An 18,845-nucleotide genomic window follows, 5' to 3' on the forward strand; every position below is an offset into this window, starting at 1 on the left:
GGAGGAACTCGTGACCCACGGCATCAGCAGGCGAGCCGTGTTGCGCGCCGCGCTCGGCGCAGGCATCGCCTCACCACTGCTCGCGGGGTGCGGGGCGTTGACGCCCGCGTCGGGCAAACCGGGCGCCCTCTCGGTGCACACCCAGCTCAGCGGCGCGGTCGCGGGCGCACGGGTCTTCGCCGACGCCGTCGCCGCCTACGAGCGGCGCACCTCCCGCACGGTGGCGCTGCTGAAGAACGGCTCCGACCTGCCCATCGTGTTCGAGACCAGTTCGCTCGCGGGCGCGGAGGCCGACGTCGCGCTGGTCAACCTCCAGGGCCGCACGCTGTCGTGGACCGGCCTCGGGGCCACGATCCCCGTCACCGGGCTGCTCGACGACTGGGGGCTGCGCGAGCAGATCATCCCCGAGGCCGTCGCCGAGTGGACCGACGGGAGCGGCAACGTCCGCGCCTTCCCGTTCACCCGCACGAACTGGCCCGTCTCGTTCAACACCAGGCTGCTGGAGCAGGCGGGCGTCGGGATCCCGACGACCTCCGACGACCTCATCGTCGCCGCGGAGGCGTTGCGCGCCAAGGGGATCGGCCCGGTGACGGTCGGCGGCTCCGACTGGAGCGGCCAGAAGCTGTTCCTCCAGATCATCCAGGGCTTCCTCACCGCCGAGGAGTCGAAGCGGGTGTTCGCCAGCGGCAAGCTCTCCGAGAGCGCCGGTGCGCTGGCGGGCGTCGAGCACTTCGTCGAACTGCGCGACGCGGGCGTCTTCATCGACAACGTGCAGGGCTACACCTCCGACTCCGAGCTGACGCAGTTCAACACCGGCAAGGCGGCGATCGTCCCGGCGATGTCCTCGGCGCTGGCCAAGGTGCCCGCCGACCGCGCGCGGGAGGTCGTCGTCGGCGGCTGGCCCAAGCCGTCGCGCGGCGGCGTGCTCGACCACCCCAGCGTGATCCGGAGCTACAACGGCCACGGCATCTGGATCAGCGAGAACGGCGCGAAGAAGCTCGACCTCGTCCAGCCGTTCGTCCAGTACCTCTACAGCGACGAGGTCACCGACGCGATGATCCTCGGCTCCGGCCGGGACATGAGCCGCGTCACCGACACGCTCAGCACCGACTTCCCGCTCGTCGCCCAGGCGTCGCGGCTCACCTCGGCGCAGGTGTCGCCGGTCATGCTGCCCGACCTGATCATCCCCCAGTCCGCGTTCGAGCCGATGATCCAGGCCACCGCGACGGCCTACGGCCCGGTGTCCGTCGAGCGCATCGTCGACGTCTTCGAGAAGGCCTACGCCACGGCGTGAGGGCAGGCCTCAGGAAGGGATCCACCGTGACCGCTCTGACCGACGTGGCCTCCAGCGCCGCGACCACCCCCGAGCCCTCCCCGCCGCCCGCGCGCGGGGCGCGCACCCCGTTGCGGGAGCGCTTCCCCGGCTTCGCCCTGCCCGCGCTCGTCTGGTACGCGGTCTTCATGATCGGCCCGGTCGTGGCGATGGTCGTCATCGGCTTCCTCTCCTGGCCGGGGATGCTCGTCGAGCCGGGGTTCGCGGGCCTGTCGAACTTCGGCCGCGTCCTCGCCGACGAGAAGTTCTGGGCCGCGGCGGGGAACTCGGCGGTCCAGATCGTCGTGGGCCTGCCGGTGATGATCGTGCTCGCGTTCCTGCTCGCGTTCTACGTCGTGCAGAAACCGCGCGGCCACAGGGTGATGCGCTACCTGCTCTTCATCCCCGCGCTCATCTCCGCGCCGGCGACCGCGATGGTCTTCTACGCCATCCTCAACCCCGACGGCCTGCTCAACGGTGTGCTGCGCCCGTTCGGCCTCGACGGCACCGCCTGGCTGGCCAACCCCTCGACCGCGCTCGGCGCGATCATCGCCGTCGAGCTCTGGAGCGGGATCGGCTACTCCGCGGTGCTCATCGCCGCGCGGCTCGACGGCGTGGCCCCCGAGATCGTGCAGGCCGCGCGCATCGACGGGGCGGGCGACTGGCGCATCGCGTGGGGCATGTACTGGCCCATCGCCCGCGACTTCATCGGCGTCGTGACGATGCTCCAGTTCCTGTCGATGCTGTTCAACTCGGCCCAGACCGTGCTGCTGCTGACCCAGGGCGGCCCCGGCACGTCGACCACGACGCTGTCGTACCTCGTCTACCGCAAGGCCTTCGTCGAAACCGACCTGGGCTACAGCCAGGCGGTGGGCCTCATCCTCTTCGTGCTCGGGCTGCTGGGCATGGGAGCCATCCGCCGGGTGCTCCGCGCCTCCCACTGACCAGTACCGAAGGAGTCCACCATGGCCCGGACCGCCCTCCGTCCCCGGCGCGACCGCGTCGGCTCGATCACCAGCGGGGCGCTCGCCTGGATCTACTGCGCCCTGCTGGTCGTGCCGCTCTACTACTTCGTCGTGTCCTCGTTCAAGGACAACGAGCAGATCTTCGAGTCACCGCTGGCGCTGCCCGGCACGTGGGACCTCTCGAACTTCGGCACGGCGATCGACCAGGCCGAACTCGTCCTCGCGGTGGCGAACTCCGTGATCACGACCGTCGCCGCGCTCGTCCTGACCCTGCTGCTGGCCCTGCCTGCCTCGTTCGCGCTCGCACGCTCGAACGGCAGGCTCGGTCGCTTCGTCGAGAACGTCTTCGCGCTCGGCTTCCTCATCCCGTCGTTCGCGGCGCTCTTCCCGACGTTCCTGCTCGCGGCGTCGCTGGGCCTGTTCCACAGCCGCACGTTCGTGGTGTTCCTGCTGCCCGCGACCGCGCTGCCGCTGTCGATCGTGATCCTCACGTCGTTCATGCGGGCGATCCCCCGCGAGCTGGAGGAGGCGGCCTCGATGGACGGCGCGTCGGCGCTCCAGGTGCTGCGGCAGGTCTACCTGCCGATCTGCGTCCCCGGCATCGCGACCGTGCTGCTGCTGAACTTCCTGTCGTTCTGGAACGCCTACCTCTACCCGCTGATCCTCATCGGCCCCGACACCGCGCAGCGCACGATCCAGGTCGCGCTGCCGACCCTCAAGGTCGACGCGGGCACCGACTACGGGGTGCTCATGGCCGGGACGCTCTTCACCCTGCTGCCCGTGTACCTCGTCTACACCGTCCTCCAGCGCCAGATGCAGCGCGCCCTGATCTCCGGAGCGGTCAAGGGATGACCCCGCACCTCTCGGCGTCCTCGCTCTCCCTCCAGAGCCGGATCGGCCAGGTCAACCAGCGCCTCAAGGGCTGGGAGGCGCTGCGCTGGATCGACGGCGCACCCCGCGTGACCGACGTGCTGCGGCGCGAGGTCGACCGCTTCGGCGGCCTCGGCGCCCTCTACGGGGTGCTGCGCGCCGACCCGTGGTCGGCCGTCCACTGGCACAACGGCGTCCCGCCCGAGCGCAGCGCCGAGGCGTACGCGGCCGTGCAGGACCACGTGACGCGCCACGGGGACGGCGTGCCCGTGCTGTTCGTCGAGGAGGCCCCGCACGGCGTCCAGGCGCTCGGCGGGACGACGCTGCCGGTCAACCTGGCGCTCGGCGCGGGCATGGACGTGGAGCTGACCGAGGAGCTCGCGGCCGTGGTCGCCGCCGAGGCGCGGGCACGGGGGACGCACGTCGCCCTCGTGTCGGGTCTCGACGTGCTGCGGGATCCCCGCTGGGGGCGCGCGGAGGAGTGCTTCGGCGAGGACCCCGCTCTCGCCGCCGCGCTGGTGGCGGCGACCGTGCGCGGCATGCAGGGCGGCTCGACCGGTGCCGAGCCGATCGGCACGGGGCACGTCGCCGTCGTCGCCAAGCACCTCGCGGCGCAGGGCGCGGGCATCGGGGGCCGCAACGGGTCGGGGGCGCCCATCGGTGCCCGTGAACTCGGCGAGGTCCACCTGCGCCCCGCCCACGCCGCGGCGCGCGGCGGTGTCGCCGGGTTCATGGCCGCCTACAACGACGTCGACGGTGTGCCGTGCAGCGCGAACCGGGCGCTGCTGACGGACACGATCCGCGGCGACTGGGGGTGGGACGGTGTCGTCATGGCCGACGGCACCGCGATCGACCGCCTCCGCGACAGCTCCCCCGATCCCGCCGCCGCGGCGGCGCTCGCCCTGCGCGCGGGCGTCGACCTGAGCCTGTGGGACGAGGCGTTCACCCACCTCGGGGAGGCCCTGGACCGCGGGCTGGTGCGGGAGAGCGACCTGGACCGCGCCGTCGACCGCGTGCTCGCGCTCAAACGCCGGGTCGGGCTGATCGGCGAGCCCGCGGTGGTGGAACGGGTGCCCGCTCGGGACGTCGTGGCGCTCGTCGACCGAGCCGCCCGGCAGGCCGTGGTGCTGGTGCACGACCACGGCGTGCTGCCGCTGGACCCCGCGGCCACGGTCGCGCTCATCGGCCCCAACGCCGACGACCTGGACGCGCAGCTCGGCGACTACACACCGCCCCGGCCCGCGGACGACCCCGCCGCGTCGACCGTGCGATCGGCGCTCGTGGCGCGGATCGGCGCGGACCGCGTGCCGCACGCCCCCGGTTCCCGCGTGCGCGGAGGCCTCGGCCCGGACGCGCTCGCGGCGGTCGAGGAGGCGGTGCAGCGCGCCGACGTCTGCGTGCTCGTGCTCGGCGGCACGAGCCGCCGGAGCTACGACGACGAGTTCGCCGACAACGGCGCGGTCGAGGGCCCCGCCGACGACACGACCAACGGGGAGGGCGTCGACCTCGCCTCGATCGCGCTGCCCGAGGCCCAGCTCGACCTCGCCCGCACGGCTCGGGCGAGCGGCAGACCCGTCGTCGCCGTCGTCGTCGACGGCAGGCCCCGCGCGCTCACCGCGCTGGCGGACCTCGCGGACGCGCTGCTCGTCGTCCCGTTCCCCGGTCCGAGCGGCGGGGCCGCCATCACCAGCGCGCTGTTCGACGGCACCGCCTCGGGCAGGCTGCCCGCCTCGTTCCCCGTCGCCGACGGCGTCTTCCCGGTCGCCCACGACGAACGCCTGGAAACGGCCCGCGGCTACCTGGGGCACGAACGGCCCGTCGGTCTCCCCTTCGGCAGCGGAGCACACCCCTCCGTCGTGACCGGGGTGCGCGCGGCGGGGTGGAGCATCCCCGCCGACGCGCTCGGCACCGGCGGCTCCGTGCGGGTCGCGGTGGACGTCACCAACAACGGCACGACCCCGCTGCCCGTCGCCGTGCCGCTCTACGGCCGCAGGCACGAACTCGGCGTGCGCCCGCGCCGCCGGACCCTGCTCGCCGTGCGCCGCACGACGTGCCCGCCCGGCACGCGGACCGTCGAGTTCGAGCTGGGCCTGGACGAACTGGGCTCGTGGGCGACCGGACGGCCGGTCGCGGTCCCCGTGGAGATCGGCGTCTGGAGTTCCGAGCACACCGACGAACCCGACCACGCGCCGCGCGTGCGCGTGACCGACGAGGAGGGGACAACGCCGTGGCAACGGTGATCGACCCGTGGATCGTCCGGACCATCGAGGCCGCCGCGGCCCGCGTGCGCGCCGCGACCGGCGACCGGATCGGTGATCTGGTCGAGGCCGCGCTGCTGCGCACCCTGCGCGACACCACCACGATCGGCGAGGACGGCACCGCCTTCGTCATCACCGGCGACATCCCGGCCATGTGGATGCGCGACTCCACCACGCAGCTCACGCCCTACCTGCGGTTCCTCGCCGAGTGCCCGCCGCTCGCCGCGCTCGTCACGGCCGTCGTGCGCAGGCAGTTCGCGTGCCTGGACCACGACCCCTACGCCAACGCGTTCAACGACGGGCCGACAGGAGCCCACTACGAGCCGGACGACGTGTGCGGCGACCCGCACGTCTGGGAGCAGAAGTACGAGGTCGACAGCCTCGCCCACCCGATCACCCTCGCCCACCGGCTGTGGCGGACGACCGGCTCCACCGCACCGTTCGACGCCCGCGCGCACCGCGTCCTGCGCACGGTCGTCGGCCAGCTGCGCCGCGAACAACGGCACGACGAGTCCCCGTACCGCTTCGAGCGGACGACCACGATCCCCACCGAGACGCTCGCCCGCGGAGGCCGCGGCACCCCGGTCGCCGTCACGGGCATGACGTGGAGCGGGTTCCGCCCGTCGGACGACGCCTGCACCCACGGGTACAACATCCCGGCCAACCTGTTCGCCGCACAGGCGCTCCTGGCGATCGCCGACATCGCGGACGAGGTCTACCGCGACGCGGACCTGGCCGCCGACGCCCGCGCGCTGTCGCGCGCACTCGTCGACGGCGTCGAGGCGCACGGCATCGTCGACCGCGGCGGCACGCGCGTCTACGCCTACGAGGTCGACGGGCTCGGCGGCGTGCTCCTCATGGACGACGCCAACACACCCTCGCTGCTCTCCCTGCCCCTGCACGCGCCCGACCTCCTCGACGCCGAGGTGTGGCGGGCGACCCGCGGGTTCGTCCTGAGCCCCGACAACCCGTACTACTCCAGCGGCAGCGTGGCGAGCGGCATCGGCAGCCCGCACACGAGGCCGGGGTGGGTGTGGCCGATCGCGCTGGCCGTCGAGGGCCTGACGGGAACGGCGGCGGACCGCGAGCGCCTCCTGCACCTGATCGCCGACACCGACGCGGGCACCGGCCACGTCCACGAGAGCTTCGACCCCTCCGACCCGACGTCGTTCTCCAGGCCGTGGTTCTCCTGGGCGGACTCGATGTTCTGCGAACTCGCGCTGGCGGTCGCCGACGACGTGGAGACCGCCGCCCACCGGGGGGACGCGTCGACACCCGTCTGACAGCCCCGCTGCTCGCCCGCCGCGCCCCCGGTCAGCAGGAGCCCGAGGTCCAGCGGTGCGACCGCATCCTCACGCCGGTGCCGCTCGCCTCCCACTGGGTGCCCTGCCAGGCGCACAGCACGAGGCTGGAGGCCGCGTGGTTCGCGGCCGAGTAGAGGTTCACGCCGAGGTAGTTGGTGCTCGTGCCGCGGTTGTAGATCGACTTGACCGGTCGGTCGTCCGCCCAGGAGCAGACGACGGGGGTGCTCCACCAGTCGTTGTCCGCGTTCGTCCAGCTGCACCTGTTGCCCGTGCCGTCGTAGCCGTCCCACACGCAGAGGTCGCCCGCCGCGCACGACCAGGCCTGGACGGTCACCTCCTCCGCGGCCACCGGGCGGTAGTCGGTTCCCCGGTCCTGCTCGGGTGCGGTCGCGCTCGCGGTCCCGCTGATCCCGGTCAGCGCCACCAGCAGTGCCGGCAGCAGGATCGATGCCTTGCGCATTGGTCTTCCTCCCCTGGAAAGACGGCCGTTGCCGATCGACAGCTCCGCCCGGACCGCACCCACCTGTGCGACCGCGGCAGCACACCGCGGTACGAGCGGCCTGCTCGTACGTCCTCCTCGCAGGTGCGGATCGACCGCGGTCCGCGAACTGTCCCACCGGGGAGCCGGGTCGGTGACGCGTTTCGACCACGGTCTAAAAGCCCGCCGCGTCGGGGGCCGTCCGGGCGGCCGGCGCCGGTCTGGGATGCTCCGCGCATGTCCCCCCACCCGGCGACGTCCACCGAAGACGTGGTGGACCAGCAGGTCCGCATCCAGTTCGACGCCTTCCTGGACGAGCACCGCGAGGCACTCGACCGCTGCCTGGACGGGCTGACCGAGGAGCAGGCCCGCCGGTCGCTGGTGGCGTCCCGGACCACGCTGCTGGGCCTGGTGAAGCACGCGACCTTCGTCGAGAAGGTGTGGTTCGACGAGGCCGTCACCCGCCGGTCGCGCGCCGAGATCGGCATCCCCGCGACGCCGGACGAGTCGTTCGTCCTCGACGACGAGGACACCATCGCCACCGTCCGGGAGGCGCACCGGGCCGCGTGCGAGGCGTCCCGCCGCGCGACCTCGTCGTTGGCGCTGGACGACCTGGTCCACGGCAACCGCCGCGGCCCGCTCCCGCTGCGCTGGGTGTACCTCCACGTGCTGCGCGAGCTGGCCCAGCACTGCGGACACGCGGACATCCTGCGCGAACAGCTCCTCGACGGGTAGCGCCCCGCGGCCACGCCGGGCAGCGGCTACGGGGGGCGGGGTGGGAACGCGGGTGCCAGGTCGAGCGACGGCCAGCGGTCGACGGCCCACTCCGGCCAACCGGTCCACCCCGGTGGAGGCGCCGGAACCGGTCGGTCGCCGCGCAGTTCCCCGGCGTCCGGGGCCTGGAACCGCTGTCGCCACGCGTCGACGTCGGCGTCGGCCATCGGGAACGTGCTGTGCGGAGCGGTTTCCCGGCGGTGTGCGATCCGGGCGCGTTGGACGTCCTCGTCCACGGGCAGGTAGACCACTCGGCAGGACGCTCCGACCGACGTCGCCAGCCAGCGCAGCGCCGACCGCTCGTCGCGGCCCCAGAGCCCGAAGTCGAGCACGACGCCGGTCCCCACCCTCAACGCCTGCAACGCCAGCGAGATGAGCCGTCCTTCGAGCAGGTCGCGCTTGCCGTCGGGCTGCGACCCGTCGAACAGGGGGATCATCCACTCGTCCGGGGTCAGCCGCAGCGCGCGGTGCGCGGCGGCGAGTTCCCCGGCACGGGTGGTCTTCCCGGCGCCGGGGAGCCCGACCATCAGGAGGAGTTCGGCACCGCGGGCGGCGTCGGGAGGAGGCTCCTGGTGCGACGGGTGGAAACGCTGCGGCACGAGCTTGCTCCCCGGATCACGCGGAACGGTCCGACACGCGAACGGGCTGCCGGGAGGGACCTCGACCCGGCGGTCCGCACCGCCACGATAGTCGAACGCGCCGGCGGACCCCGGCCGCGGAGCCAAGACGGCGGCTGGCTGCGGCCGGCGAGTCGCGCTACGTTGGGAGCGCTCCCAGAACGTGCCCGTCACCCCTGCTCGAGGAGCCCACCCATGCTGCGACGGCGTTGTCGCCCGGCCACCCTGCTGGCCTGCCTGCTCGTTCTCTCCCTGTCCGCGTTCCTGTCGCCCTCGTTGGCGGTGGGCGGCACCGCCGCGGCAGGCACACCACCCGCGGTGCCGCTGACCGAACTGACCGTCGTGTCCGAGCAGGTGGCGTCCGGCCTGCGGCGTCCGATCGCGATCACCGGACTGCCGGACGGCCGGATGCTGATCGCGGAGAAGGACGGCACCGTCCGCTCCTACCACCCCGACACCGGCCTGGCGGCCGAACCGGTGCTCGACCTGAGCGACCGCATCGACACCTCGGACAACGAGCGCGGCCTCCTCGGCATCACGCCCGCGCCGAACTTCGCCAGGACCGGAATCCTCTACGTGGCCTACACGAGCCTGCCCGCGGGCGCGCTGACCCTGGCGCGCGTGCCCATCGGCGCCGCTGACCGGACGCAGGTGCTGCTCACCCAGGAGCACGCCGAGTACGGCAACCACAACGGCGGGCAGGTGGCGTTCGGCCGCGACGGCTACCTCTACTGGTCGACCGGCGACGGCGGCCACGCGAACGACCCGTACAAGTCCGGCCAGGACCTCGGCACCCTGCTCGGCAAGATCGTGCGGATCGACGTCAACCGCACCTGCGGGACGAAGCTCTACTGCGTGCCCTCCGGCAACCCGTTCGTCCGCGTGCCGGGCGCCCGACCGGAGATCTGGCTCTACGGTCTGCGCAACCCGTGGCGGTTCTCCATCGACCCGGTCGACGGCTCGCTGTGGATCGGCGACGTCGGCCAGGGCCTGGTCGAGGAGATCAACCACATCCGCCCGTCGCAGGGCGGCGCGAACCTGGGCTGGTCCTGCCGGGAGGGCACCCCCGTGTTCGACCCGCAGCAGTGCAGGCCGGGCGTGAAGTACACCGACCCGGTCTTCGAGTACGACCACTACAACGACAACTGCTCGGTGACCGGCGGCGTCGTGTACCGGGGCTCCCGCACCCCGGAGGCGCGGGGGACCTACGTCGCGAGCGACTACTGCTCGACCCGCGTGTTCGCCGTGCGCCCCAAGGCGGGCGGCGGCTACGACACCGCCACGATCGGCAACTTCCCCACCCAGCCGTCCGCGATCGACACCGACGTGCACGGTGAGCTGTACGTGCTCAGCGACCTCCCCGGAGCCATGAGCAGGGTGCGGTTCGAACGCGTCCAGCCCTAGGCGGCCGCTGAGTCCCAGCACCGCCGGGGACGGCCGTCCCCGGCGGTGCGCGGTCTCCGTGCAGGCGCGCTCGGTCAGTTCGCTTCGAGCCAGTTGGCGATGGTGTCGACGTCGTCGTTCGTGAGACCGTCGCCGGGACTGACGGTGTGGAGCAGCGCGGGCCCGGAGTGGTGGTGCGCCACCCATGTCCGGTCGACGTCAGTGGTTTCGTCGTCGATCCACACGAAGGGAAGACCGGCCGCGCGCACGACGATTCCCCTGGTCTTCCAGTGCAGCCCGGTCCTGGCGTCGTGACCGTCCTCGGGGAAGTCCGGCCACGTGACCACCGGCAGCGCGGGCAGGCCCAGCAGCGGGCTGACGCACTCGTTGGCCTCGTCCATCCAGGTGGTGGCCCAGACGAGGTGGCAACCGAGCGCCAGCAGTCGCGGCCCGAGCGCCGGGTTGACCCGAGCGAGCAACGGGTTGGACGACTCGACACCACTGGATACCGGGTACTCCCGCGCACTTCCGCCGAACGGGATCAACGGCCCGTCGACATCGAGGAACAGCAAAGGCCGTCGCATGGTGCCGGCAGCGTACCCAGCCGCTCGCACACCAGGCAGGCAACAACCGGATCGCGCCCGTCTCGTTCACCGGGGACCATTGCGCGCATGACGCGGAACGGAACACCGGCAGCGCGGGAGTGCGTCTTCTGCGCCATCGCGGCGCGACGGGCCGAGGCCAGTGTGGTGCACGAAGACGACACCGTGGTCGTCTTCATGGACCTGAACCCCGTCACGCCCGGCCACCTCCTCGTCGTGCCCCGCGAGCACGCGGCGGGCCTCGAAGACCTCGACGGAGCCACGAGCGCGCACGTCTGGTCGGTCGGTCGTGACATGGCACGAGCCCTGCGACGTTCGAGCATGGGCTGCGAGGGGATCAACATGCTCCTCTGCGACGGCGAGGTCGCCTTCCAGACGGTCTTCCACTTCCACCTCCACGTCATCCCCCGCTACGCGGGAGACGGCTGGACGCTCAACGCCGAGTCGTCGGAGCGCGAGAGGGTCCTCCTCGACGGCGACGCGCTAGCCATCAAGGACGCCATCGCGTCGACGGGCTGACCGGTGACCTCCGCCCGTGCCGCCGGGCGACGCCGTCACCGTCCTCGTCCGACCAGCCGTGCTCATCCGACCAGCCGTGCTCAGACGACGGTGCGCCAGCGGGACGGGATCTCCTCGGGCCGGATGGCGCCTCCGCCGCTGCTGTCCTGGTAGAACCACTCGCGGAAGCCGTCCGGGTCGGTGATCCGGTTCTGGTAGCCCCAGCCCCGCGCGCGGTCCTTCTCCGCGCGGGGGAAGGCCGCGCGGTTCTTGTGGCGGTCCAGGCAGATGTCGTAGTCCATCCGGTGCAGGTGCAGCAGGTGCAGCAGCGGGTCGACGTTCGTGCGCTGGTCGAGTCGCTGGTGGAATCCGGGGTTCCACAACGACGGGGCTCGCGCGATCAGCGACTTCGAGTACATCTCGTTGCGGTACCAGTGCGTCCGCTGCGCCAGCACGGGCCGCTCGGGGTCGAACGCCGGTTCGCCGTCGGTGAGGTGCAGGACTTCGTACCCCTGGCAGGTCACGAAGTCCTCGTCGACGTTGTCGAGGTAGTCGCCCAGGTCGCCGGTGTAGGGCTCCGGAGCGATGATCTCGTCGGCGTCGGCGAACAGCACGACGTCGTAGCGGTCGAGCAGGTCGTGCTGGTGGCGCTGGACGGTCTCCCGCTGCCACTCCGCGCCGAACACGGGCTGGTCGACCGCGATCCGGGTGAACCCGTACTCGTCGGCGAACCGGTCGGCGCCGCCGTGGTCGAGCACGTGGATGTCCCCCGGTGCGAAGAACCGGCTGTAGTAGCGCAACCAGATCGGCAGGAAGACCTCTTCGTCGCGCACCAGCGTGAACACCGCGCGCGTCGGGCGTTCGGCGTTGCCGGCCGTGATCCTCCAGCGCTGCCGGGGGTCGTGGTAGTACGACGAGTCGTCGACGGCGCTGCTCAACGCTCGACCGCTCGCGGCCGAGACGACGGCGAACTCCTGCTCCCCCACCGGGATCACGCGCCACCGGCCGGTCACCCCGTCGGCGGCCAGCGTCAGGTCCTCGGTCAGGCTCGCACGGGTGTCGACGTTCGTCAGTTCCCACAGGTGTTCGCGGCCGTCGACCCGGCTGAACCGCCACCGCTGGGACGCGTCGTTCGCGGACCGGCGCCAGGTGTCGGCCAGCGTGCCACCCGGACCGGCCTCCAGGACCTGCCCCGTGCCGACGTTCACCAGCTTGACCGGCCGGTCGTCCGGCACCGACGTGCTCACCTCTCGTTGTCGGCCCAGGGGCGACGCACGTTACGGCGGGCGGCGGTCGTCCGGCAGGCGGGCCCGCGTCGAGCCCGACCGGCTCGTCCGCGGCGACCGTGTCATTGTCCCAGGCCGTGCCGGGGAGAGCAGAGGTGGTGGCCGCGAGTTCGGCGGCACCGGCTGCCTATCGTTCGACGCGTGGTGAGCGGCGAGGAGAAGTACGTGACGTCCAGCGGTCCGCGGCTGTGGACCGAGCGGTTCGGCGACCGCGGAGATCCCGGTGTCCTGCTCGTCATGGGCACCTCGACCCAGGGCATCGGCTGGCCGGACGAACTGGTCGCGCGCCTCGTCCGCGCCGGCCGCCAGGTCATCCGCTTCGACCACCGCGACACCGGTCGTTCGGACCGCGTCGACTTCAGCGCGAACCCGTACACGCTGGCGGACATGGTCGCCGACGCGCTGGCCGTGCTCGACGGGCACGGCATCGACCGGGCGCACGTGGTCGGCCTCTCCCTGGGCGGCGCGATCGGCCAGTGGCTGGCGGTGCACCACGGGGCACGGGTCCGGACCCTGACCACGATCATGACCTCCCCCATGGGCAACAACCCCGGACCGGCCTGGGCACGGGCCATGGCCGGTCAACCCGCCTCGCCGGACGAGCTGCCGCCGCCGACGCCCCGGTTCCTCCACCACCTGGCGGAATCCGCGCGAGCGCCCCGCACGACCCCGGAACAGCGCCTCGACGCGGAACTGCGGACCTGGCGGGTGCTCAACGGCGAGGTCCTGCCGTTCGACGAGCCCGCGGTGCGGCGGTTCGTCGAACGCTCGCACCAGCGGGCCCACGATCCCGCCGCGGCGGCCAACCACGACCTCGCGGGCCGCCGGTTCACCGCCGAGCGACTCGTACCGCTGTCCACCATCACGGCGCCCACGCTGGTGATCCACGGCACCGAGGACCCCATCTTCGCCACCGCGCACGCCGAGGCGCTGGCCGCACAGGTGCCCGGTGCGCGGCTGCACGTCATCGAGGGCATGGGCCACAACCTGTTCTCACCAGGACTGCCCGAGCGGATCGCGGACCTCGTCGCCGACCACACGGCCGCGGGGTAGGCCGATCAGCACGACCGTCGGCCCGTGCGGTTCCCGTCGTTGCCGGAACCTCACCGGTGGGCCGATCGACTCCCCCCACCCACCACCATTGTCATTGGACGAACGGGTGGCCGCGCGAGAGGCTGAGCCGGACGTCAGCCGAACACGCACACGCGTCCCGGAGGAGGGATCACCATGACCGGCACCGAACCGCAGGGCGCTCGACGGGGAACGGTCCAGCGGTTGGACAACGTCGCCGTCGTCGTCGACGACCTCGCGGCCGCCGTGGCGTTCTTCGTCGAACTCGGACTGGAACTGGAGGGCGAGGCGACGGTCGAGGGCGGTGAGGTGGACCGGCTCGTCGGGCTTGAGGGGGTCCGGTCGGACATCGCGATGATGCGCACCCCCGACGGCCACGGGCGGCTGGAGCTGACCAAGTACCACTCGCCCGCGATCCGGGGCGGTGACCCGCACGCCCCGGCGAACACGCTGGGCGCGCACCGCGTCATGTTCGCCGTCGACGACATCGACGACGTCCTCGACCGCCTGCGGCCCCACGGAGCCGAACTCCTCGGCGAGCTGGTGCGGTACGAGAACAGCTACCGGCTCTGCTACCTCCGCGGCCCCGCGGGCATCCTCGTCGCGCTGGCCCAGTCGACCACGTGACACCGCCGGGCGACCCGGCCTGGACCAGTGGCCGCCCTCAGTCCCGTTCCACCAGCAACGCCACCCGGTCGCCGCGCGCCCCTTCCGGCACGACCTCGATCTCGACCGGCTCCCCCGGAACGACGCCTGCCGGGTCGTAGCCGGAACCGTCGACGACGCCCTGGCGGCTGTGGTGGTGGTTGCCGACTCCCCGTCGACCGAGAACACCACGCTCAGCGCGCTCTCGTCGTTGGTGTGGTGGTCGACGTCGACGGCGCGGGTGGTGACCATGATCCGGCGCACGTACGGCTCCGGGTCGCCCCGCACCCGCCGCCACGACAGCCACGCCTTCGTCAGCGCCGCCTGCACCAGGTGCGCCGTGCGCGGCAGACGCGGCGATGCCCCGGCCACGAACTCCTCGAACCCCTCAGGTACGTCCACCGAGCCCTCATCACCCACCGCCTTGCCGCTACTACCGCTCGGGGACGGCGAATGGTCGCCTCCGCCCCCGAGGTCGGTCCGCGGTGCGGGGCTCAGCGGGCGAGCAGGGTGCCGAACCAGGTCGACCAGGCGGCGGTGAGGGTGCTGGCGGGTTGCGGGTCGGTCGTGGTGGAGATCCAGGCGGTGTGCCCGTCGGGGCGGATGAGGAGCCCGTCGAGTTCGGGGTGTTCGGGGCAGCGGGCGTGGTGGACGTCGACCCCGGCGTCCACCCCGGCGTCCGCGTGGGTCGGCGGGGTGCGGTCGCCGAGGTGCAGGAGCAGCGGGCGGGCGGGACGGAGCAGTTCGGCGACGCTGGTGCGCACGCCGTCCGCGACCAGCGCCAGGTTCGGTGCGAGCTTGCCCAGCCACGGGTGGTCGCCGGGGATGCGGGGGTCGTAGCGGGTGCTCACCCCGGTGGCCAGCTCCGCGAGGTGGGTGTTGGCCGCCGGCAGGTCGGTGAGTTCCCCGAACAGCTCCCGGACCGGGTCGAGGTCGGGGTCGTGGCGCCCGAGGACCATCTGGGCGCGGGTGGTCCGCAGCACGCGTGCGCCGACCTCGTGCCGCTCGGAGTGGTAGGTGTCGAGCAGCCCGTCCGGCGCGCGGCCGAGCGCGGTGGCGGCCAGCTTCCAGCCGAGGTTGACCGCGTCCGCCAGCGCGACGTTCACCCCCACCGCCCCCGCGGGCGGGTGGATGTGCGCGGCGTCCCCGGCCAGCACGACCCGGCCCGCGACGTAGCGGTCCGCCTGCCTGGCCGCGTCGGAGAACCGGGTGAGCCAGCGCGGGTCGCGCAGTCGCACCGGGCGGCCGAGCGCGTCGTTCAGCACCTGCTGGAAGTAGTCCAGGCGGACAGGGGCGTGGCTGTCGGCGGGCGGGGCCGGCTCGTCGAGCACGATCCGCACGTAGCCGGGTCGCGGGATCACGAACACGGTGCCGGTCACACCGAACGGCAGGGCCGTGGGATCGGCCAGTTCCACGTCGGCCAGCAGGCCGAACGTGGTGGCCGGCGTGCCGGGGAAGCCGATGCCCGCGAGCCCGCGCACGACGCTGCGGCTGCCGTCGCAGCCGGCGAGGTACCGGACCCGCCTGCGCTCGTGCTCGCCACCGACCCGGACGGTCACGTCGACCCCGTCACCGTCCTGGTCGAGGGCGATCACCTCGTGCCCCCAGGACACCACCACTCCCAGCTCGGCCAGCCACTCCTCCAGGAGTTCCTCGACCCTGGTCTGCGCGATCCCGAGCACGTAGGCGTGATCGGTGTCCATGGCGGTCAGGTCCAGGGGCCTGCTCGGATCGGCGAACATGCCGTACGGGACCGTCGGGCCCTCCGCCAGGAAGCGGTCCACGACGCCGCGCCGGTCCAGCAGTTCCAGGCTGCGGGCGTTGAGGGTGAACCCGCGGCAGAACGGCGACCGCCGCGGCAGCCGGTCCACCACCTCCACCTCGACCCCCGCCAGCGCGAGTTCCGCCGCCAGCACCAACCCTGCCGGTCCAGCGCCTGCCACCAGGACGGTCACCGCTCCTCCGTTCCGGGGTGCCGCGACTCGGTGTGGATCCAGCCGGTCACCGGCTCCGGCCAGGCCAGCCTGCCGGTCGTGATGTCGGCGGTGATCTCCTCGACCCAGCCCAGCTCGGCCTCCAGCATCCGCACCGCGTACTCGGTCTCCACCACGAACAGGCGCGGCACCTCACCCGCCTCCAGCACCCTCCGGTGCTCCTGCCGGATCTCCGCCAAGGACGTGCGGACCCGCTCGGCCCGCTCCCGCAGCGCGGCCGCGGCGCCGTCCGGTCCGAGCGCGCCGAGGTAGCTGACCGCGGCCAGGAACTTCGGGTACTCGTCGGCCGGGGTGCGGACCAGTTCGTCCACCCAGCGCACGAACTCCGCACGTCCCAGGGCGGTGTGCTGGTAGATCGTCCGCTCCGGTCGGGCACCGACGCGGACCGTCTCCCGAGCCTCGATCCACTCGATCCTCTGCAACGTCCTGACCACGTCGTACAGGGAGCCGGTGGTCACCTTGAACACCCGGTCCATGCCGCGTTCCCGCAGGGTCGCGGCCATGGCGTGGGGGTGCGTCGGCGACTCCATCAGCAGCCCCAGCACCGCCAGACCCAGCGGGTTGGACAGCACTCGGCTGTTGCTCGTGCTCATTCGCTCGTCTCCAATCGCTCGGTTCCGAGTATTCGGATCCGAGCGAGCGCTGTCAAGGTGGGACCGCGACGCGGCACGCACACCTGAGCCGACCGACCAGCGCTAGTTCACTACTGATCAGTACCGATCTATGTGGACCACCCGTCCAGCAGTCGGTTCCCAGCGGCGACCATGCCCGGATGAGAGACCCATGACCCCGCAACACCCGACACCGTCCTGGTCACCGGCGCTTCCGACTTCACCGCGGGCCACTGCCGCGTCCCGCGAGGGACGGCACCGGGCTCCTCGGCGCGCAGAAGACCCTCAGCCCGCCCCGAGCCGTGGTCGGCGACCGGGCGGTGTCGTGCCGGTTAGGCTCGCCTCGTGGAGATGGCGCTGCCGGAGTGGACGGTGCTCGCGCTGCTGTGCGAAGGACCGCGGCACGGTTTCGCCATCGCCTCGCTCACCGCGGCCGACGGCGCGGTGGGGCGGGTGTGGGCGGTGCCCCGGCCGATGGTCTACCGGGCGCTGGGGCGGCTGGAGGACGCGGAGCTGATCGCCCCGGCGACCGTGGAGTCCGGGCCCGGTCCGCAGAGGACCGTCTACGCCATCACGGCCACCGGCCGGGACCGCGTGGACGAGTGGCTCGGGCAGCCCGCCGAGCACGTCCGGCTGCTCCGGTCGCACCTGCTGGTCAAGTTGGCGCTGCTGCACCGGCGCGGGCTCGACCCGTGCGGGCTCCTGCTCGGCCAACGCGCCGTGCTGCGCCGGGTCGTGGCGGCCATCGAGGCCGATCAGCGCGAGGGGTTCGACGCGGTGCTGCTGTCGTGGCGCCACGTCAACGCGACCGCGGCGCTGCGGTTCGTCGAGGACCTGGCGGCCGACCGTCAGCGGAGCAAGCCGGCACGCCTGCGGACCCAGGACTCCGACTGACCGCACTCCGCCGCGATGGCCTTCCAGCTCAGGTCGGCCGCGCGGCGGTCGGCGAGGTACGCGGCGACGTCGGCGAACCCGAACCGGGCCGCCACGGAGGCCGCCCGGTCCTGGACGTGGCGGCGCGAGGTCGCGTGCGGAACGCGGGTGACACCGTGCCTGGCCAACGCGGTCCGCACGGCCGTGCGGCTCAGGCCGGTCTCCGCCGCGATGGCCTGCACCGACCGGGCCGACCGCACGTGGCGGTCGCGCAGGTACTCCGGCACGCTCGCGAAACCGAGGTCGGCGAGGACCGGCAGCCACGGGGCGTCGAGCCGCAGGACGCGGGCGTGCTCGGCGACGACGCCCGCGGTGTCCGGGTCGACGACCGCGAGGTGGCGCGACAGCCAGTCCTTGTGCAGCCCGGCCTCACGGCTGATCGCGGCCAGGCTGCGGCCCGCGAGGACCCGGTCGGTGACCAGCGCCCCGATGTCGGGAAATCCCGAATCGGCGGCGGCCTTCGCGGCGACCGTGCGCAGCCGGTCGAGCGCGTGCCGTCGGACGCCCTCGGTGCGCGCCTGCTGGGAGACGGCGGCGAGCGCCCGCAGGGTCTTGCGACGACGCTGCTCGGGGTGCTTGCGCCCCCGAGCGGCCTGGGCGGCGGCCTCGGTCAGCGCACCGGAACGGGCCCGCCGCACGCCCTTCTCGCACCACGCCCGCACGACCGGGTCGGTGGCGCGCCGCCGCCGCAACGCCTCGGCGCGCCGCCGCCGGGTGCTCTCCCCCTCCAGGGACGCGGTCCGCTCCAGCCCGAAGGCCTCGCGGTAGGAGAGCTCGTCCCAGCCGTGCGAACGCAGGTGCGCGAGGACGGACTTGAACCAGCGGCCGCACAGGTGGCACAGGACCCGGTCGCCCACCTGCACGACCGATCCGACCGGCACGTGCTCGGCCACGGTCACGACGGCACCTCCACTAGTCACACTGAGACTAGGTCAGCGGTCGTCGACCGTAAAGGGCCCGCACCACACCCGCGCCGGTCGCCGAAGCCGCGGGCGGTCAGGGCGTGCGGGCCGGCACCGCCTCCCGGTGGCGTGGCCGCGGAGCTGGCGGGTGCCGTCGGCGAGGAAGCGCACCGTCCACCGCTGGTACGACATCCCGTCGCACGCGCAGGTGCGCAGGCCCACGTCGAGGCTGTGGTCCAGGCAGCTCCCCGTGGCCCGGCCGACGTAGATCCGCGACTCCTCGGAAGCCCGCGCGGCACGACCTACCGCACGCTGTCCTAGGCCTCAAGGCCGATGACCACC

Annotated in this window: 18 protein-coding genes; 11 read left to right on the forward strand and 7 right to left on the reverse strand. The window is 72.8% G+C overall.

Annotated elements, in window-relative coordinates; translation table 11 throughout:
- Positions 1–10: 10 nt before the first annotated feature.
- The 5 genes from VFZ92_RS22330 to VFZ92_RS22350 are packed head-to-tail and all read left to right on the forward strand — an operon-like array spanning position 11 to position 6,688.
- A complete protein-coding gene (locus VFZ92_RS22330; protein ID WP_330877953.1) occupies positions 11–1,294 on the forward strand; it encodes an ABC transporter substrate-binding protein in 1,284 nt (427 codons plus the stop codon).
- A gap of 26 nt (positions 1,295–1,320) precedes the next feature.
- A complete protein-coding gene (locus tag VFZ92_RS22335; protein ID WP_330877954.1) occupies positions 1,321–2,256 on the forward strand; it encodes a sugar ABC transporter permease in 936 nt (311 codons plus the stop codon).
- Positions 2,257–2,277: 21 nt separating this feature from the next.
- On the forward strand, positions 2,278–3,129 hold the full coding sequence (locus VFZ92_RS22340) for a carbohydrate ABC transporter permease (protein ID WP_330877955.1): 852 nt from the start codon (positions 2,278–2,280) through the stop codon (positions 3,127–3,129).
- Positions 3,126–5,387 carry a glycoside hydrolase family 3 protein gene (locus VFZ92_RS22345; protein ID WP_330877956.1) on the forward strand — a complete coding sequence of 754 codons (2,262 nt, stop codon included), beginning with the start codon at positions 3,126–3,128 and terminating at the stop codon, positions 5,385–5,387. The genes VFZ92_RS22340 and VFZ92_RS22345 overlap by 4 nt, the downstream gene beginning before the upstream one ends.
- Positions 5,375–6,688 (forward strand): glycoside hydrolase family 125 protein, encoded by a 1,314-nt coding sequence (locus VFZ92_RS22350; protein WP_330877957.1) that lies wholly within the window; start codon positions 5,375–5,377, stop codon positions 6,686–6,688. Before VFZ92_RS22345 ends, VFZ92_RS22350 begins: the two co-directional genes overlap by 13 nt.
- A gap of 31 nt (positions 6,689–6,719) precedes the next feature.
- Here the strand turns inward: VFZ92_RS22350 and VFZ92_RS22355 are convergent, their stop codons facing one another.
- On the reverse strand, positions 6,720–7,169 hold the full coding sequence (locus VFZ92_RS22355) for a peptidase inhibitor family I36 protein (RefSeq protein ID WP_330877958.1): 450 nt from the start codon (positions 7,167–7,169) through the stop codon (positions 6,720–6,722).
- A 255-nt stretch (positions 7,170–7,424) separates the two neighbouring features.
- On the opposite strand from VFZ92_RS22355, the gene VFZ92_RS22360 reads away from it, so the two are divergent.
- Positions 7,425–7,922 (forward strand): DinB family protein, encoded by a 498-nt coding sequence (locus VFZ92_RS22360; protein ID WP_330877959.1) that lies wholly within the window; start codon positions 7,425–7,427, stop codon positions 7,920–7,922.
- 26 nt (positions 7,923–7,948) lie between these two features.
- Here VFZ92_RS22360 and VFZ92_RS22365 read toward each other — a convergent pair whose 3' ends face one another.
- Positions 7,949–8,560: an ATP-binding protein gene (locus VFZ92_RS22365; protein ID WP_330877960.1), complete on the reverse strand. Its 612-nt coding sequence runs from the start codon at positions 8,558–8,560 to the stop codon at positions 7,949–7,951.
- 213 nt (positions 8,561–8,773) lie between these two features.
- Here VFZ92_RS22365 and VFZ92_RS22370 point away from each other — a divergent pair, with 213 nt between their 5' ends.
- Positions 8,774–9,982, forward strand: coding sequence for a PQQ-dependent sugar dehydrogenase (locus VFZ92_RS22370; RefSeq protein ID WP_330877961.1), 1,209 nt, complete (start codon positions 8,774–8,776; stop codon positions 9,980–9,982).
- Positions 9,983–10,056: 74 nt separating this feature from the next.
- Here the strand turns inward: VFZ92_RS22370 and VFZ92_RS22375 are convergent, their stop codons facing one another.
- Positions 10,057–10,545 (reverse strand): HAD domain-containing protein, encoded by a 489-nt coding sequence (locus VFZ92_RS22375; RefSeq protein WP_330877962.1) that lies wholly within the window; start codon positions 10,543–10,545, stop codon positions 10,057–10,059.
- 87 nt (positions 10,546–10,632) lie between these two features.
- On the opposite strand from VFZ92_RS22375, the gene VFZ92_RS22380 reads away from it, so the two are divergent.
- Entirely contained in the window at positions 10,633–11,082 is a 450-nt protein-coding gene (locus VFZ92_RS22380; RefSeq protein WP_330877963.1) for an HIT family protein, read from the forward strand.
- An 80-nt stretch (positions 11,083–11,162) separates the two neighbouring features.
- Here the strand turns inward: VFZ92_RS22380 and VFZ92_RS22385 are convergent, their stop codons facing one another.
- Positions 11,163–12,308 carry a hypothetical protein gene (locus VFZ92_RS22385; RefSeq protein WP_330877964.1) on the reverse strand — a complete coding sequence of 382 codons (1,146 nt, stop codon included), beginning with the start codon at positions 12,306–12,308 and terminating at the stop codon, positions 11,163–11,165.
- A 180-nt stretch (positions 12,309–12,488) separates the two neighbouring features.
- On the opposite strand from VFZ92_RS22385, the gene VFZ92_RS22390 reads away from it, so the two are divergent.
- Both VFZ92_RS22390 and VFZ92_RS22395 read left to right on the forward strand, forming a co-directional pair.
- Positions 12,489–13,400: an alpha/beta hydrolase gene (locus VFZ92_RS22390; RefSeq protein WP_330877965.1), complete on the forward strand. Its 912-nt coding sequence runs from the start codon at positions 12,489–12,491 to the stop codon at positions 13,398–13,400.
- A 174-nt stretch (positions 13,401–13,574) separates the two neighbouring features.
- A complete protein-coding gene (locus VFZ92_RS22395; RefSeq protein ID WP_330877966.1) occupies positions 13,575–14,045 on the forward strand; it encodes a VOC family protein in 471 nt (156 codons plus the stop codon).
- 512 nt (positions 14,046–14,557) lie between these two features.
- Here VFZ92_RS22395 and VFZ92_RS22400 read toward each other — a convergent pair.
- Together VFZ92_RS22400 and VFZ92_RS22405 are read right to left on the reverse strand one after the other, a co-directional pair.
- On the reverse strand, positions 14,558–16,018 hold the full coding sequence (locus VFZ92_RS22400; RefSeq protein WP_330877967.1) for an FAD-dependent monooxygenase: 1,461 nt from the start codon (positions 16,016–16,018) through the stop codon (positions 14,558–14,560).
- Entirely contained in the window at positions 16,015–16,650 is a 636-nt protein-coding gene (locus VFZ92_RS22405) for a PadR family transcriptional regulator (RefSeq protein ID WP_330877968.1), read from the reverse strand. The genes VFZ92_RS22400 and VFZ92_RS22405 overlap by 4 nt, the downstream gene beginning before the upstream one ends.
- A 369-nt stretch (positions 16,651–17,019) precedes the next feature.
- On the opposite strand from VFZ92_RS22405, the gene VFZ92_RS22410 reads away from it, so the two are divergent.
- Positions 17,020–17,562: a PadR family transcriptional regulator gene (locus VFZ92_RS22410; protein ID WP_330877997.1), complete on the forward strand. Its 543-nt coding sequence runs from the start codon at positions 17,020–17,022 to the stop codon at positions 17,560–17,562.
- On the opposite strand, the gene VFZ92_RS22415 is transcribed toward VFZ92_RS22410, so the two are convergent.
- Positions 17,517–18,500 (reverse strand): MucR family transcriptional regulator, encoded by a 984-nt coding sequence (locus tag VFZ92_RS22415; protein WP_330877969.1) that lies wholly within the window; start codon positions 18,498–18,500, stop codon positions 17,517–17,519. The genes VFZ92_RS22410 and VFZ92_RS22415 overlap by 46 nt on opposite strands.
- Positions 18,501–18,845: the final 345 nt, after the last annotated feature.

The sequence above is a fragment of the Umezawaea sp. genome (assembly GCF_036375055.1).
Taxonomy (GTDB): Bacteria; Actinomycetota; Actinomycetes; order Mycobacteriales; family Pseudonocardiaceae; genus Umezawaea.

What these genes read in the sequence shown, in the direction of transcription:
- VFZ92_RS22340 (WP_330877955.1), top strand. Translation starts at nt 2,278, where the DNA reads ATGGCCCGGACCGCCCTCCGTCCCCGGCGCGACCGCGTCGGCTCGATC.
- VFZ92_RS22370 (WP_330877961.1), top strand. Translation starts at nt 8,774, where the DNA reads ATGCTGCGACGGCGTTGTCGCCCGGCCACCCTGCTGGCCTGCCTGCTC.
- VFZ92_RS22410 (WP_330877997.1), top strand. Translation starts at nt 17,020, where the DNA reads ATGGCGCTGCCGGAGTGGACGGTGCTCGCGCTGCTGTGCGAAGGACCG.
- VFZ92_RS22360 (WP_330877959.1), top strand. Translation starts at nt 7,425, where the DNA reads ATGTCCCCCCACCCGGCGACGTCCACCGAAGACGTGGTGGACCAGCAG.
- VFZ92_RS22375 (WP_330877962.1), bottom strand. Translation starts at nt 10,545, where the DNA reads ATGCGACGGCCTTTGCTGTTCCTCGATGTCGACGGGCCGTTGATCCCG.
- VFZ92_RS22380 (WP_330877963.1), top strand. Translation starts at nt 10,633, where the DNA reads ATGACGCGGAACGGAACACCGGCAGCGCGGGAGTGCGTCTTCTGCGCC.
- VFZ92_RS22355 (WP_330877958.1), bottom strand. Translation starts at nt 7,169, where the DNA reads ATGCGCAAGGCATCGATCCTGCTGCCGGCACTGCTGGTGGCGCTGACC.
- VFZ92_RS22345 (WP_330877956.1), top strand. Translation starts at nt 3,126, where the DNA reads ATGACCCCGCACCTCTCGGCGTCCTCGCTCTCCCTCCAGAGCCGGATC.
- VFZ92_RS22405 (WP_330877968.1), bottom strand. Translation starts at nt 16,650, where the DNA reads ATGAGCACGAGCAACAGCCGAGTGCTGTCCAACCCGCTGGGTCTGGCG.
- VFZ92_RS22395 (WP_330877966.1), top strand. Translation starts at nt 13,575, where the DNA reads ATGACCGGCACCGAACCGCAGGGCGCTCGACGGGGAACGGTCCAGCGG.